Origin of the sequence: Paenibacillus camerounensis (assembly GCF_000723885.1) — a bacterium.
In the GTDB taxonomy this organism is placed as follows: domain Bacteria; phylum Bacillota; class Bacilli; order Paenibacillales; family Paenibacillaceae; genus Paenibacillus_AQ; species Paenibacillus_AQ camerounensis.
This window is the reverse complement of record NZ_CCDG010000011.1, coordinates 111,256-127,798: the sequence shown is the minus strand read 5'-3', so window position 1 is coordinate 127,798 and position 16,543 is coordinate 111,256. Positions and strand designations below refer to the sequence as shown.

General features: G+C 54.1%; 11 protein-coding genes. 2 read left to right on the top strand and 9 right to left on the bottom strand.

All coding sequences use genetic code 11. From position 1 onward, the window contains the following. Positions 1-60: 60 nt before the first annotated feature. The 9 genes from BN3772_RS04805 to BN3772_RS04765 all read right to left on the bottom strand — a co-directional run bounded on the left by BN3772_RS04805 (position 61) and on the right by BN3772_RS04765 (position 12,821). Entirely contained in the window at positions 61-1,053 is a 993-nt protein-coding gene (locus BN3772_RS04805; RefSeq protein WP_042197253.1) for a LacI family DNA-binding transcriptional regulator, read from the bottom strand. Positions 1,054-1,290: 237 nt separating this feature from the next. Beyond that, on the bottom strand, positions 1,291-2,190 hold the full coding sequence (locus BN3772_RS04800) for a class I SAM-dependent methyltransferase (protein ID WP_042197250.1): 900 nt from the start codon (positions 2,188-2,190) through the stop codon (positions 1,291-1,293). A 118-nt stretch (positions 2,191-2,308) separates the two neighbouring features. Next, positions 2,309-2,710, bottom strand: coding sequence for an Rrf2 family transcriptional regulator (locus tag BN3772_RS04795; protein WP_039875398.1), 402 nt, complete (start codon positions 2,708-2,710; stop codon positions 2,309-2,311). A gap of 653 nt (positions 2,711-3,363) precedes the next feature. Further along, entirely contained in the window at positions 3,364-5,997 is a 2,634-nt protein-coding gene (locus BN3772_RS04790; RefSeq protein ID WP_244444683.1) for a glycoside hydrolase family 31 protein, read from the bottom strand. Positions 5,998-6,043: 46 nt separating this feature from the next. Beyond that, a complete protein-coding gene (locus tag BN3772_RS04785) occupies positions 6,044-6,967 on the bottom strand; it encodes a carbohydrate ABC transporter permease (protein WP_042197248.1) in 924 nt (307 codons plus the stop codon). Positions 6,968-6,982: 15 nt separating this feature from the next. Further along, entirely contained in the window at positions 6,983-7,906 is a 924-nt protein-coding gene (locus BN3772_RS04780) for an ABC transporter permease (protein ID WP_042197245.1), read from the bottom strand. A gap of 298 nt (positions 7,907-8,204) precedes the next feature. Further along, positions 8,205-9,494, bottom strand: coding sequence for an alpha-amylase family glycosyl hydrolase (locus BN3772_RS04775; protein ID WP_042197242.1), 1,290 nt, complete (start codon positions 9,492-9,494; stop codon positions 8,205-8,207). Positions 9,495-10,005: 511 nt separating this feature from the next. Further along, positions 10,006-10,956: a LacI family DNA-binding transcriptional regulator gene (locus tag BN3772_RS04770; RefSeq protein ID WP_052380379.1), complete on the bottom strand. Its 951-nt coding sequence runs from the start codon at positions 10,954-10,956 to the stop codon at positions 10,006-10,008. A 260-nt stretch (positions 10,957-11,216) separates the two neighbouring features. Further along, on the bottom strand, positions 11,217-12,821 hold the full coding sequence (locus tag BN3772_RS04765; protein WP_042197240.1) for an extracellular solute-binding protein: 1,605 nt from the start codon (positions 12,819-12,821) through the stop codon (positions 11,217-11,219). Positions 12,822-13,142: 321 nt separating this feature from the next. On the opposite strand from BN3772_RS04765, the gene BN3772_RS04760 reads away from it, so the two are divergent. Both BN3772_RS04760 and BN3772_RS04755 read left to right on the top strand, forming a co-directional pair. Beyond that, positions 13,143-14,885 (top strand): sensor histidine kinase, encoded by a 1,743-nt coding sequence (locus BN3772_RS04760; protein ID WP_042197237.1) that lies wholly within the window; start codon positions 13,143-13,145, stop codon positions 14,883-14,885. Then, complete coding sequence (locus BN3772_RS04755; protein WP_042197235.1) at positions 14,882-16,504, top strand: response regulator; 1,623 nt, start codon at positions 14,882-14,884, stop codon at positions 16,502-16,504. The genes BN3772_RS04760 and BN3772_RS04755 overlap by 4 nt, the downstream gene beginning before the upstream one ends. Positions 16,505-16,543: the final 39 nt, after the last annotated feature.

Genomic DNA, 16,543 nt, shown 5'->3' with positions numbered 1-16,543 from the left:
AACCTTTGGTATCGTTACCGATAAAAACAGAAAAAATTGCCCGGAAATCCACACTACTCTCTAAGTGGACTTTCGGACGATTAATTCCACCGGCAGTTCGTACACTGCGGGCTCCAGATCAGCCTGTTCCAGCATCGCCAGAAGGATCTCGCCGGCTTTACGGCCCATCTGCTCAATCGGCTGGCGGATCGTGCTGAGCGCCGGTTCAAGCACTTCAGCAATCGGCTGGTCATCGAATCCGAGAATAGCAAGATCCCCGGGTACGGACAGTCCCGCTTGCTTAGCTGCCATCATAAGACCGCTGGCAATTTCATCGCTGCCTGTAAACACGGCGGTTGGACGGTCCTTCATCTCCAGCAACTGGCGCATAACCAGCTTCCCGTCTTCTATGGTGTGCTTATCAACCAGAATCCAGTTCGGATTGACGGCGATGCCCGCTTCCTCCAGCGCCCTCTGGTATCCGTGGTTGCGGTCCTTGTCTTTGCCGAATTCGGTGAAAAGCCCGCCTGTACAGTAGGCAATCTTGCGGTGGCCCTGTTCAATCAGATGCTTCACACCGACATACGTCCCCTGATACTGGTCCACACGGATCATCGGTACGTCAACCCTGCTCACGTATTCATTACAGAGAACAATCGGGCCGTATTCAATATAAGGCTTGATCGTCTCCCAGTCATTTTCTATGGAAGTCATAATAATGCCATCAGCCTGCTTGGTCTTCAGCAAGTTCAAATAAGCCAGTTCCTTCTCTTTGTCCTCATTCGTCTGGCAGATCAGGGTCTGGTAACCGTTCTTATAGCCTACCTGCTCAATAGCGTCAACCAGATAGGAGAAAAAAGGATTCACTATCTTCGGCACCACCACCGCAATTGTTGTCGCTACCTGGCCTCTCAGCCTTCTGGCCGAGAGATTCGGCGTGAACCCCAGCTCCTCCATGGCATTGAGCACCTGTTTCTTCTTGTCCGCTGAAATATGCGGATAGTTGTTGATCACCCGGGATACGGTGGTCTTCGACACTCCCGCCAAACGCGCAACATCGATAATCGTCGCCATTCCTTCACACTCCCCGCCATTTTTTTGAAACCAGTTTCAATCAGTTTACCTTAAAACGGAAAATTGTGAAAGGGGACAATCTGCAACGCTTATTCTGCAGCGCTCAACAAGCAGAAAAAACCGCCTCCGGCCGAAGATGTCAGCGGGGCGGCGTATAAATGTCTCTATTACAATGCACGCTTGGCTGGTACGCCAAGTGCAGCTTTTATATAGCTTCAATACATGCGGCAGGTGAATTTACGCTCTGCTGTACATATTCTCATCCCGCAGCCGGATCAGTACCTTGCCGAAACGTCCGCCCTGCTGTACAGTCATTGTCCCATCCGGATACGTGACGTTCATATAGTCGGAAACGATTTTCCGGGTAGCGTCACTGTCTGTCAGACGGTGGTGTCTCAACAGCTGAAGAACCTCGTCAATGGCCGCTTCAACAGTATATTCCGCGCTCTTCATTTCCTTGGTTACTATTGACTCAAAGGCGTAGTCCTTTAGATAGAGCAGATTCAGCAGATAAGCCATTTCGGAGGCTTCGGCAAGCGGGGCCGCCTCTCCTGTAAACAGCGGGAGTACCTCATTCAGCAGACTATGCCGCCTTGAGCCGGCTGAAGTGCTGATATAACAGAATTGACTGGCACAGCTGATCACACGCTCCGCGCCCGCCCAGTCGGACACAGCCGGACACATCGAGACAAAAACAAGATCAAACGCCTGCTCCCATCCCTTAGCCGCCAGATCAATATCCTCAAAGGCTTCGCGTACCAGAGTGATTTCGGCTTTTCCCTCACTGACACGGGCTTTGTTCGCTTCAAACAAATCGGCCAGCAGCGCATTCGGCTCTACGGCGGTTACCTTCGCCCCGCGCTCGGCAAACGGCACACTGAACCCGCCCGAAGCTGCGCCGATATCCAGCACCGTCAATCCGTTAAAATCAACACCCTGCCCCTCCATCCAGCCGATAATCCGCTCTGCCCTCTGCCTTCCGCCTTCGCTGAATACCTCTTCGTTAAACGTATGCGCTTTTGAATCGAAGGAGCGGGTAGGGTCCACACCGGCCTTCCTTGTCAAATTGATGTAGGATTTCGGGTCTTCCTTCCACGCCTGCTCCCATACCTGTGCATCAAATAAATGATTATTCATACTTCATCATCCCTTTTCGTTTAGTAAACTGCTGATAATACCTGTAACACACTGCCGGTTATACAAAAGACTTAAAAGACTTCTTATATCTATAATCAAGCCATAAAAATAACGGCGTTTATAAATCCACCGTTACTTTTGCAGCAAGCTCAGAGAGCTTCTTGTTCTGCAGATAGTCTTCCATCCGGTTCTCTGCCTCCACCATCACCTGCTGGATCAGGCATTCACTGGAATGATTCAGCGTGCAGTCAAACAGCGACGCCGTCCCCTCAATCGCATGAATCACATCTAGAAAAGAAATATCATCCTTCTTCTGCTTAAGCTGATACCCGCCGTTCGCACCCGATACAGACTGGATCAATCCCGCCTTCACCAGCTTGGTCAGGATCTTCGACAGATACGTCGGCGATACATGCTGCCGTTCAGCCAGCTGCTGCACGCCCACAGGCTTATCTGGGGAAGCAGCGACCAGAAAAAGCATCGTATGCAGCGCATAGTTCGTCGCTTTGGAGTATTTCATGTTCCACCTCAATCTTCAATCACAGACTTTATAAGTCTATAATAGCTTTTATATTAGTGGAAAGCAAGCTGCTTTTTTAGTTTATATAGCTTGAACTAGTGTTTTTATGGTTTAGGATTTGCCTTGTTTCAGTGGATGCGCAGACTTCCGGCCGCTGTTGTCTGCAGATTTCCGGACACAATCATTAGTAGCTGCACGACGTAGCATGAAGGAAACTTCCCCCTCCTCAGATGCTTCGCCTTAACTGCACTTTGTACAACTAAAACGTCTGTTTTTCTCCGAAAGATCATTTTAACTGTATTTCGTGCAACTAAACTGCCGGGAAAAGCCTGTTTTCGCCGTTTTGGGCGGAAATAGCTGCACCAAGTGCAGTTATATCGCTGAGGATCACATTTTCCTTGGATATAACTGCACATTGTGCAGCTATTTTAATTTCTATAGTTTGTTATTCTGCCCAATGAGTGAAAGGCTGCCTCACACACAACGTATGAGCAGGGGCGTGCGTTAGAGAGACGAGCTAATTTAGCTGCCGGAGCTCAGCCGGAACAACTTAGCCCGGCCGGTGAGGCGGCTATCCATCTGCGTACCGCAAACATACTGCAGTTCACAAAGCTCAGCGCTGGTGCCGACTCTGCCTTCACCCCGGCTCTCCCTTACCCCAAGCCCGCCGTTAAGATCTCACACAGCGCACCGAACAGCGGTTGCTCCAGCTTAAGTGCAGTCAGGGAAGCTAACGCTGCCGCCGGCGTGGCAGCGGACCGCGCCAGCCCGTAGATCTGCTCCTTCAGCTGAAACTCAATCTGCGCCCGGTTCAGCAGCGCGAATATGTCCTCTTCAATCCGGTTAGCGGCAAGGCGCGCGCCGGCGAGTTCAACCGTAATCGCGGCGGACACCGCGGTATCCGGGACTGTTACAGTAAGCGTATGCGTGGAATGGTCATACGCTGTATCCGCTGCCGTCTCCGCACCGCCGGCCAGCACCTTCACCTGCGTATCGGCCACGCCGGTGAAGCAGAGCTTCCAGCTGCGCAGTGGAGGCAGGGCAGCGAGGTTGCCGCTGGCTGGATGAATCGTAAAGCTGGCGCAATCCCCCCAGCTTAGGCTCATCTCCGTAACGCACCAGTTCTCCTCACGGTCCCCTGACGCAGCAGCATTGTGCTCCACGCCCTCCACTGCAGAACCATCACCCTCTCCTTCTCCCGACAAAACTTCACCATTTCCACGGTAGTGCAATGCCGCCTTATTGGGCTTTAGGTACTCCGTAGTTCCACCTTCCATCCGTTCCTGCGATGCAGCCGTATTATGTTCCACGCCCTCCACTGCAGACTCAACACTCTCTCCATCAGCCCGCGCCCCCGCCGCCTCCGCATCCTCCCACAGGTGGAAGCTGCCGTTTGCGCCGGCGAACACCTTAACCTCCAGCTCCCGCGGGTTCGCCGTAGACGGGGTGTATCCGCTGAGATCAGCCAGCGGAACAATCGCCCCGGCCTTCGCCAGCACCGGAATGGTCTCCAGATTCCGGTACAACGCAAGGCTGCGGCCGCCGTCATACCCCCGGCCGCTGAAAAAGTCATACCAGCGGCCCTCCGGCAGCCACGCCGTGAACTCCGCCATTCCGGTCCGGCGGTCCACCGGGGAGGTAATCGGGCAGGCCATCAGCTCGGTGCCGAAATAATACTGGTTCGGCACCCCGTAAGCCTCCGGCTGCTCGGGATGATGATAATACAGCGGCCGAACCAGCGGCAGCCCGTCCACACTCGCGTAGCGGTTCATCGTGTACAGGTAGGGAATCAGCCGGTGCCGCAGGCGCAGCGCTTCCTTCATTGCTGCTTCCGCAACCGGGTTGAACCGCCAGGGCTCCTTGCTGTTGAACGGGCTGGCTGAGCTGTGCAGCCGCAGCACCGGCGAGAACACGCCGAACTGCACCCAGCGCATCACCAGCTCATCGTCGAGATAGCCCTGCATGTGGCCGCCGATGTCGTGGCTCCACCAGCCGTAGCCGGCATTCGCCGCACTCGCCGTGAAGTACGGCTGGAACGCAAGCGATTCCCAGGTGACGATCGTGTCGCCGGAGAAGCCCACCGGATAACGGTGGCTGCCTAATCCTGCATAACGCGAGAACGTCAGCGGTCTGTTCCCGCGCCGCCCGCTGTCCAGATAGTGATAGTGGTTCAGCATCCACAGCGGATCAAGCCCCGGTACCCGGGTTACTCCGCCCTGCTGCCAGTCGATCCACCAGAAGTCCACGCCTTCCTCTTCCAGCGGATGGTGCAGATATTTGAAATAGGCCTGCAGGAATTTCGGATCGGTGATATCAAACTCCACGGCATCGCCCTTTTCCGGGTCCAGCCCAAGCTCTCCGGCAATCGCCAGATAAGGGTCCTCGAAAGCGCGCACGCCGTCTGCCGGGTGAACATTCAGCGTTACATGCAGCCCCCGCTCATGCAGCCTGGCCAGGAACTGCTGCGGGTCCGGGAACAGCCTCCGGTTCCATGTATAGCCCGTCCAGCCGCTGCCGTACTGCGGATCGACATCGACCAGATGCCAGTCCATATCAATTACCGCAACTGAGAAAGGAATCTGCTCCTGCTCGAACCTCTCCATCAAGGCCAGATACTCATCTGCGCTGTATGGGTAATACCGGCTCCACCAGTTGCCAAGGGCATAGCGCGGCAGAAGCGGCGCCGGACCGCTGAGCCGGTAGAAGTCCTTCAGGCAATCCAGATAATCATGCCCGTAACCGAAGAAATAGAAATCCGTCCCGCCCGCTTCACGCGGCGTAACCTCCCCGTCCTCCTCCAGCAGCAGCGAGCGGCTGTCGTCCATCACCGTATAGCCGCCGCGGGACATCAGCCCTGGCGCAAGCGGGATCGCCCCGTCCGCATTATCCAGCGTCCGGGCCGTCCCCCCCAGATCCTGCGGCGTGTCGCCGTAATGCCAGACCCCCATCAGGTGGCCTGACCCGTTACGCACACGCACATTAAGCCCGTAGCGGGAGAAAGGCTGCTTGTCATAGCTCAAATGCAGCCTATCCGTTATAATCTCCAGCTTGTTACCGTGATCCACCAGCTGGAACTCCGGCACCGGAAAATCCCGGTTCAGCACAGTCTGGGTTGCCCGATCCTCGAACCTGCCGGCAGGATGGTATTCCAGGCGAAGCAGCTTCGGGGTCAGAACAGTGATCCGGAAGCCCTCTCCTTCAATAACCGCTTCAGGACCGGCAACAGGACGCACCTCCAGCTTCAGATGCTCAGGCAGCGGCCGCTGCTCCTGCATAACATTTTTCATAATCATATGACCTCATTTCCGGCTATAACCGGCGCGCCGTTAAGAACTACTCCTTTACCGCGCCGATCATAACCCCCTGGTTAAAGTATTTTTGGATGAACGGATACACGCACATAATCGGAACCGTCGCCACAATAATGACGGAGTATCGCATCATATTAGCCAGCCGCAGCGCCAGCTGCGCCGCCTCACCGGACCCGATGCCGGACTGCATCTGGTTGGTGATGAGGATGTTGCGGAGGATCAGCTGCAGCGGATGCAGATTGGGATTTTTGAGATAGATCAGGGCGTTGAAATACGAATTCCAGTGGCCGACGGCAATCCACAAGCCCAGCACGGCAATAATCGCCTTGGACAGCGGCAGCACAATTCCCGTAAAAAACCGGAGATTCCCGCACCCGTCAATCTGAGCCGCCTCCCACAGGTCGCCCGGAATACTGGTCTGAAAAAACGTACGGGCAACAATGATGTTATACACGCCAACCGAGAATGGTAGAACCATAACCAGAAACGTGTCATACATATGAAAATCACGGACCGTCAGAAAGGTCGGAATCAGCCCGCCGTTAAAAAACATCGTAAAAATAAAGAACAGCGACAGAAAATTACGCCCCTTCAGGTCTTTACGCGAAAGCGCATAGGCAGCGCAGATATTAACAACCAGGCCGATGAGCGTGCCGACGATTGTGTACAGGATGGTATTGCGGTAGCCGATCCAGATATTACTATGGCGCAGCAGCTCCTTGTAGCCGTCGAGCGTGAACCCTTTCGGGAACAGCCAGACCTGGCCGCCGGCCACCGCCGAAGGGTCACTGAAGGAAGCGATAACGATGAAATACAGCGGATAAATCAGAATAGTCAGAAACAATACCGCAATCACATACAGCACAATCTCCATCATGCTATCGGAGGAGCGGTTGTTTTTTATTTTCCCCTTAGGCTCTTTAACTGCAGGTGTAAGTACTCCCATTGTGAACTCCTCCTTCTACCACAGGCTGTTTTCGCTGATTTTTTTGGAAATCTGGTTGACGATAATCAGCAGTATGAAGTTAATGACGGTGTTGAACAGGTTGACGGCCGACGAGAAGCTGTACTGGCTGCTGAGCAGACCGATTTTATATACATAGGTGGACAAAATTTCGCTCGAGGTGGCGTTGAGGTCGTTCTGCATCAGGTACACTTTTTCAAAGCCAACCCCAAGCAGCCCCCCGACACGCAGAATGAGCAGCGTAACTGCCGTCGGCATCAGCATCGGAATATCGACATAACGCACCTTGTGCCAGCGGCTCGCCCCGTCCACGGTTGCAGCTTCATATAGGCTCGGATCAACCGCAGACAATGCCGCGATAAAAATAATGCTGTCCCAGCCGACATGCTGCCACACATCCGACCAGACGTACACACTGCTGAACAGCGACGAGGAGCCGAGCAGATCGGGCGCTTCCTTGCCGAACAGGCTGAACAGGTTACCGACCAGACCGGTGCTTGGCGACAGCAGAATGACCATCAGCCCGACCATGACCACGGTGGAGATGAAGTGCGGCATATACGAAACGGTCTGGAAAAAGCGCCGGAACCGGTTCGGACGCATCTGGTTCACCATCAGCGCCAGGATGATCGGAATCGGAAAGGTTACGAGACTGTACAGGCTGATAATCAGCGTGTTTTTAATCGTGTTGGAGAACTGATAGGAGTTAAAAAACTTCTCAAAATATTTGAACCCCGCCCACGGACTCTCCGTAATCCCCAAAGCCGGGCTGTAATCCTTAAAAGCAATAAGTATCCCGTACATCGGTTTGTACGCAAACAGCAGCGACAGCACCACCGCGGGCAGCAGCAGCAAATACAGCCCCCAGTTTCTTTTCACCGCCGTAAGCGTCCCCCCGGAACTGGCTTGACCGGATCTCATGAAATCCCCTCCTGAATGTGTTTATCTGTTTAAGTACCTAAAGTATATCTTTAAGGGATCGGCGGCTGCCGGACCTAATGGGCGCGTTAACCGGACTTTTATGATTGGTATAAAAGCTTCCGGGCTGCACGGTTCCCCGGGCAGCAGACCGGTATGCGCAATGCGGACTTTCGCTGCTGTTATCCGGACTTTCGGCTTGGCAGGCAGCAGGACAGTATGGACTTCTTCCGCATGCAAAAATACCGCCAAGCAGCAGTTTCTGCTTCCAGCGGTATCTCTTACAGTATGTTACGCGGGCTTACACCTGCTCAATAATGACGGGCCGGCCGGTACAAAACAGCTTGCCGCCGCCATAGACTGTGACCTCGCTGCCGTCGATCAGGCTCTGGTAGCTTCCATCCGGCAGGCCTGTGTCTACCTCGGCTTCCCTGCCCTTCAGGCTGAATACGCCGGCCAGCTTCCGTCTGCCCCAAGTGTATGTTCCTGTTACGATGTCCTCTTCCTCTAATGCGCGCAGATGGCAGATGCCCTCCGCCACAATCTCCTTCTGCTTGACTGGATACAGCGCAGCGAACAACCAGGACAAGTCAGTCCCGGTATCCCAGCTGACCGTATCCTTGTCGAACAGGTCAGGGCAAACGGTGTTCGCCGTTTCCTGTCCGCCGTAGATCAGCGTCATGCCCTTCTGGAAATACAGGAAAGCCGTCCAGTTGATCAGGCTCTGCTCGTCCGGAATGAGCGCTTTGGCCCGAGGCCGGTCGTGATTTTCCAGAAACCGCAGCTTAACGTAGTTATCCGGGTACAGATACTCCTGGGCGTTAATTTTCTCTACGTAGCTTGCAAGCGTGATCTCTCCGGCCAGATAACCGCTGTAATACGGATAGACGTCGTAGTCATAGCAGGCATCAAATGCCTGCAGTGTTTCCGCATCGCTGAGCCCGGTCATACCGAGCGAACGCAGGTGCCTAATGAAATCGGGCTCGATGGATTCGGCCAGCCACAGGCAGCCCGGGTTGACCTCGCAGACTTCCTTCACAGCCCGCTCCCAGAATGCCAGCGGCAGCAGCGGTGCAACGTCGCAGCGGAAGCCGTCGACGATGCCCGCCCACCTTTTCAGCGTCTCAATCTGGTAGTCCCACAGCTCCGGACAGTTATAGTCAAGGTCCACAATATCAGCCCAGTCTCCGGCTTTATTGCCAAGCTTCCCTTCCGGCGTTCTATAGAAAAATTCGGGATGCTCGCTGACCAGCACCGAATCCGGCGAGGTATGGTTGTACACCACGTCGATGATGCATTTCATCCCGTGCTCACGGATCGCGCCGACCAGTGACATGAAGTCCTCGAGCGTGCCCAGCTCCGGGTTAATTTCCCGGTAGTCCTGATTGGCATATGGGCTGCCTAAGCCGCCTTTGCGCTCGGCGGTACCGATCGGATGGACCGGCAGGAGCCATATCATGTCCACCCCAAGGCTGCGGATGCGCCCGAGATCGCGCTCCACCGCGCGGAATGTCCCCTCCTCACTGTGGTTGCGGACGTACACCGAGTACATAACACTGCTGCGCAGTGATTTTGCAGTATGCTTTGCCATTTCTGTTACACTCCTACTCCTATAGATAAATGTATTTAAGGCCGGTTGTTGAGTTGAGCCGCTTAGTTAACTTGTTAGACGTCGTGGTGCTATTTGGGAGTTAGGTGCAATGTGAGAGTTTGGCGTCATGTGGAAGTTGGGTGCAATGTGAGCGCTTGGTATCATGTGAGAGCTTGGTGATATGCGGGAGTTGGGTGTTAAGCGAGAGTTTGTTGATATATGAGAGCTTGGTGCTATATGGGAGTTTGTTGCGTAACCGTGTGTTGAGTAACCAATCTTTGGGCGCCCTGTATTGAATTAAGTGGATTTTCGTCACCTAATTCTTCATTAAACAACGATATTAGTGACTTAGTTGGAAAAAGATCACTTAAATGCGCCCAATTTACCTGTACGCAGATATATCACCGAATTAGGTGGCGTTTTTCCATCTAATCGTCCGGATCAGTGCAAAAGGATGAATTTAAGTGACGAAAATCCAACTAAAATTCACCCGCTCTTCATTTCAGGGTAACTATCCGTTCATAACCGGCCGGCGCAGCACAAACTGGGCTACCCAGCCCGCGTTCCCTCCGGGAGACTGCTGCTGATGCCGCCGCCGGATGCTCCCGATCAGCAGCTCCGAAGCCATCACCCCTATCCGCGCAACACTTTCATCCGGTATGCCGGGAATAGTTACTGCCGCTGCCGCCAGCGCACCGGCACCCTCGTCAACGCTTCCCCCGCCAGCTTTCGTCTGCCCGGCACTCCCGGCATTCGTTTCATGCAGATCCGCCTCCACCTTACTCCCGTCCCCTGCCTCACCCCGGCCCTTTTCCACCAGACTGCTGCTTCTACTATCTGCTATCTTCCAGCCAGCCTTCCCCACACTCACACTCCAGCCATCTCCCGCCAGACTGTTACTCTCACCACCTGCGGTTCCCCCGCCAGCTTTCGTCTGCCCGGCGCATCCTTCATCTGTCTCATACTGATCCGCCGCCATCTCACTCCCGCTGCCCGCCGCCGGCTCATCCTCCACCAGCACAAACGGATAGCCGGCCTGCTGCAGGAAACTCACGACCGGGCTGCTCCGGCGGGCGGAGAGCAGGATGGCACCATCGGCCCGGCCGCCCTTCAGCAGCCGGGAGACAGCTTCAAGCTCCCCCCTTTTCCCATCGCCGGAAGCAATCTGGATGTCGTAGCCCAGCTTGCCCGCGCCGAGCACAATCCCCCGGATCACCTCCATAAAATAGAGGTTAGCCGGCCATATCTCGCCGGTGTCGGGCAGCAGGACACAGATGCAGTGGGTTGTCCGTGACACCAGGTTCTGGGCGATAATATTCGGCGTGTAGTCCAGCTCCTCCATCGTCTGCCGGACCCTGCGGGAAGTCTCCTCACGCACATTGGCATGGCCCGATAGAACCCTGGAGACGGTGGACACGGAGACGCCCGCCCGGCGGGCTACCTTTTTCATTGTAACCGTCATAGACACTGCAACCAGTCTCCTCTCTAACGCCACTCTCTCAACTTTTCATGCCCTTAACTGCACTTCCGCACTGTCAATGCCCTGCGAACATGCATACATCGTGACACTTGGCCGTATCCCTACCCCGTTCTTCCTCCGTCTCCTTACACAACATAGTCAGCAGGGTGACGGAGTTGGAGGTGCGAGTATGGGGGATGACCAACCCCCATAAGACAATCCCGCCCCGCGCAGCAGATTGCGCGGGGCGGATGACAAGCAGATTATTTTACACTGGTATAACGGCTGTAGGCTTCGGTACGGATCTTGAGCAGCTTGTCGAGCCCCATATCGTTCAGCTGCTTCACATAGGCATCCCAGCCCTCATCAATGTTCCCCTTGCTGATGAATTGGGCACGCATTGTGTTCACATAAGAATCAATGTCGGTGGTCAGTGTCGGCAGCTCCTCGAACTCCTCGGCGGTGTACATTACGTTAGGGAACGGCTCAGTGACATACTCACTGCCCAGCTTATCGAGCTGCAGCTTGAGGCCGTCGCCGGATTCTGTGCTCAGCACGATATTTTTCTCAAAGCCCGGGCTGACATATTTCGGACCGAAGTCACGCAGCGACTGCTCCCAGTACCAGGCGTCGGCGCTGGTTCCGGCTGGAGGGTCCATGAGCGTATAGGTGCCGTCATCGTTCTTCTGGATAACCGTCCCGATTGCACCCCAGAAGTTCTGGATGCTCGCTTCATCGGTGTAGAACTGGTCCGCCCAGCGTGCGGCGATTTCCGGCGTTTTGCAGGAGGAGGTGATCAGGAACTCGTTGCGGGCCAGGTTCATCCCGTTCGGATTACCGATCGTGTAACGGTTGCCGTCCGGTCCGGCGATAGGCGGAATCGTCACATACTGGTCGCCCCATTTGCCGAATACCGCGTCCGGTGTCCACTGGTAGGAGAAGCCCACTACCGGAGCATCCGGGTTCTGGAACTTGGCGGATCTCATCGTGTCGTCCTGGGTGAACAGCTCTTTGTCGAGCAGGCCTTCGGTGTACAGCTTGTTCTCCCATTTCAGACCTTCCTTGTATTCCTCGGAGGTCGGATAGTATACCGCTTTGCCGTCCTTCACCAGCATATTGTTGTTGTTGAGGTCGGCGATGCCGAACGGGCTGATCAGGTCGTTGCTCACTTCAATATACGGAATTTCATCCGCCTTGCCGTTGCCGTTCGGGTCCTGCTCCTTGAATGCCTTCATTACATTGTATAGTTCGTCGATGGTGTCCGGAACCTTCAGGCCAAGCTTGTCGAGCCAGGTTTTGTTGATGACCGGCTGGCGTGAGCTCTTTGGACGTGACGGCAGTCTGGCCGGCAAAGAGTAGATTTTACCGTCCGGGAACGTGCTGATCTTCTTCATATCCGGCGTCTCTTCCATAGCAGCCTTGAGGTTAGGCATGTACTGGTCGATATAATCATCCAGCGGACGGAAGTAGCTCAGGTTGTTCACGATATCAGAATCCGAGAAGGTCTGATCCCCGATCACCACATCCGGCAGCGTGCCGCTGGCCAGCATGATTGATTTCTGCTCTGCCCAGTCATTGGAGGACATGACCTGCCAGTCGATTTTGACATTCGTATTCGTTTCCAGATCCTTCAGCCACTGGTTCTGCGTGAACGTGTCTCCCATGCTGCCCCAGCGCACAGTCAGTACCTTCAGCGTTACCGGCTCGCTTACAATCGGCAGCCCCTCTTTGTTGAAGCTGCTTGTATCACTGTTTACAGCCTTGTTCTCCCCGTTACCGCCGCAGCCCGCAAGTCCGGCAACCATTACGGCAGCCAGCAGGCCGGTTGTCAGCTTTTTGGCTGTCCCGTTCTTACTCCGCTTAACCATGTATTATTCCCCCGTTTCTTGTATGTGCTTTCGCTTTACATGTCTAATCATAACGGCTTACAGATAGGTATTCCGGACGCTTTGCGGCCGTTATTCGGACCTCTGGCGCAGATTTGCCTGTTACCCGGATACGAATCTCTTTGCAGGCCCTTTTTTTCATAACACTTTCCAGACCTTTGTTAGCGCTTTCCGGACTTTGCGGCAAAACGCCCCTCTATACTTATGATTTTTTCGGGCAAAGGTTTTATAATGTTGGTGTTACCTAAATAAAACGCATTCATTATTGAAATCGCGCAGAAAGGGACCGGGACATACCCAGCCATGACCAAAAGAACAGCAACACCAAAGCCGCTTCCCCTCCGCCACTATGTAAGGGTTATGATCCTGATTGCCGTCATTGTCCTCATCGCGGACCTTATCATTAGCATTACTTCCATTATTATCGTCAGACAGCAGTCCACCCGCTATCTTAAGGATACGGCGGCGCTGTACATTAACCGGATTAATCATGATTTCGCTTACATGAACCATTATATGGGCTGGACGCTGGCCAATGACGAGACGCTGAACACGATGAACGCCTATCACATTAACAGCATTGAGTTCCTCAAGTCCAACGAGAATCTGCACAAAAAATTTACCGAGCTGCAGAAGAACTACGGCCAGGAATATCATTTTTTCTACTATTTAAAAAACCAGTCCTACTTCCTGAACTGTGCGCCGATCAGCGTGAACTATCCGGACTATCTGGAGCTGAAGCGGCAGATCATTTCTTTTATTGATGACAAGGAGGTATACGAAAAGTTCTATTCCAAATGGACGCCTATTCTGGTAAACGGCAAATATTACGTCATTAACATCGTTCCGTATTACAACCGTTATCTCATCGGACTGATCTCTGCCGACAACCTGATCCGACCGCTGCGCGAGATTAATCTGGGGGAGAGCGGCTACGCTTCGCTCGTGGATGACCAGGGCACCAGTCTATCCAGTCCGGTGTCCAACAGCGGCGGAGCGGTTCCTGATGAGAGACGCTTCTCCCTGCTTAAGCAGCCGAGCACTACAATCAGCAGCGAGTTTCTGAATACAACGTTCAGTGCGAACATGGTGATCAAATTCGGGGCTTTTGAAAAAATTATGATTGCCCAGCTCCTGATCGTCCTGCTGTTCTTCATGGTGATCTCGTCGCTGTCGATCATTATGATCTTCTTCAACCGTAGGGTGCTTGGACCGATCCAGAGCTTCTCAGAGAATCTGGCCCGAATTAATGAAGAAAGCCAGCCGGCAGACTACAAGGGCAGCAAAATCATCGAGCTCGAGCAGGCCAACTCCCAGTTCAAGGATCTCATCCAGCAGATCAAAACGTTCAAAATTACGATGTACGAGCAGGAGCTGGAGAAGCAGCAGATTCAGCTGGATTATATGAAGCAGCAGATTAAGCCGCACTTTTTCCTGAACTGCCTGACCAGCATTTACAGCATGGCTCAAATTCAAATGTATCAGGAAATTGAGGATATGGCGATGACCACCTCAAAGTACTTCCGCTACCTGTTCCAGAACGGGGAGAACTTCGTGCCGCTGGAGAGCGAGATTGAGCATGTGCAGATGTATCTGGAGATTCAGAAGCAGCGCTACCGGGACGCCTTCGGCTATCGGGTGGAGCTGCCGGAGGAGGCCAGGCATGTTAAGATTCCGCCGCTCGTCCTGCAGACCTTTATTGAGAACTCAGTGAAATACGCGATCTCCCGCGAAAATGAAATGCAGATCACGCTCACTGTGCAGCGCTGCCAGCTGGAGGAGGGAATTGCCGGTACGCGGATCGAGCTGTCGGACAACGGACCGGGGTTTCCGCCGGAGGTGCTGGAGAAGCTGCAAAGCGGACAGCCGCTCGATCAGACCAAGGGTACGCATATCGGCATAATGAACACACTGAAACGGCTGGAGTATCTCTATTACAATCTGGCCGATGTTACTTTCACCAATATCCCCGGCAGCGGCGCATGCATCACGTTACACCTGCCCGATCTTCCGGAGCCTGCAGCAGAAAGGAAGTTAGATCTATGAATATTTTGCTGGTAGATGATGATTATTACGTAATTGCCGCTCTGCAGAAAAAAATCGGCTGGCCGCAGCTCGGCATCGAAACCGTATATACAGCAAACAATGTGGCCCAGGCGCGCGAGATTCTGGAGAAGCATCCCGTGCAGATTCTGATCTCCGACATTGAAATGCCGCAGGGCAGCGGCCTGGAGCTGCTGGCCTGGATCAGGGAGCAGAATCTCAGCGTTCAGGCGATCCTTTTGACCAATTACGCGGACTTCAACTATGCCCAGAAGGCGATTGAGCTGCAGAGCTTCGAGTATTTCCTTAAGCCGATCGAGTTCGACAAGCTGATGCTGATTATCCAAAAAGCCGTTATCCGCGCCAAGGAGCAGCAGAGCAATGAGGAGGCAATTCTCGGAGGCTACTTCTGGCAGAAAAACCAGTCCAAAAACCTGGAGCATTTCTGGCGCAAGCTGGTCAGCAGCAGCACCTCCTCCCCGGTCAAGCAGGCTGATATTCGCCGCTCAATCGAAGAGCAGAATCTGTCCTATCAGATGAACGATCTCATTCAGCCTGTCCTGTTCAATGTCTTCCCCCATAACGGCAGCATGGGCAAGGAAGAGAAGGATCTGTTCGACTTCGCGCTGCTGAATGTGCTGTATGAGCTGCTGCAGCATCCCGGCTACACGGTCCAGAGCATTCTGGAGGTAAAAGAGTACAGCTGGATCGCCATCCTCAAATGGAACGAGCCGCCGCTGGACAATGCCATGCTGCAGGCGACCGGGACTTCTTTTATCCAAAAGGCGGTGCCTTATCTGAAATGCGATGCCTGCTGCAATATCGGCCTGACGGGTGGGCTGCAGCAGATCGGCAGCATCCTGAAGCAGCTGCTGAACATGGATGAGGAGCTGACGAGATGCCGGAACCAGACATATCTGGTGGAGAACGATCTGCGCCAGCCGAAGTCCTCCTATACCCCGCCGGATCTGGCCCGGCTTGAGGAGCTGCTGAACCAGAACAAGCTGGCTGTTTTTCTGGAGGAGGCCATCCGCTATCTGCGGTCTATGCTCAGCTACAGGTCGCTCGACACTTCGGTGCTCGGCCTGTTCCGGCTGGACATGGTGCAGCTGGTGTACTCTTTTCTCAAGCAAAAGGGCATCCAGGCCCACAAGCTCTACGCCGGCAAAACCAATGACAAGCTGCTGCTCCACTCCCTGCACTCGATTGAGGATATAGAGGAATACCTGAAGTACCTGGTCAACACCGCCATGGAGTACCGCGATTTCGCCGCCCAGCCCAAATCAATTGCCGAGGAGATCAAGCAGTACATCCACGAGCACTACGGAGACGACCTGACCCGCAACGATCTGGCGGAAATCGTCTACCTCAATCCCGACTATCTGGCCCGGCTGTTCAAGCGCGAAACCGGAATCTCCCTCGGCAGCTACGTCATCCAGGTCCGCATCGCCGCCGCCAGACATCTGCTGGAGACAACCACCCTGTCCGTCTACACCATCGCCAGCAAAACCGGCTACTCCAATTACTCCTACTTCTCCAAGCTGTTCAAGCAGGAGGTCGGTTTATCGCCGAATGAGTATAAGAAGGAGCAGCATGTCCAGCCTCTTAACTTAAGTCAATGAACGAACACATCCCCCGGTGTAAGATGGACTCATCAGAGT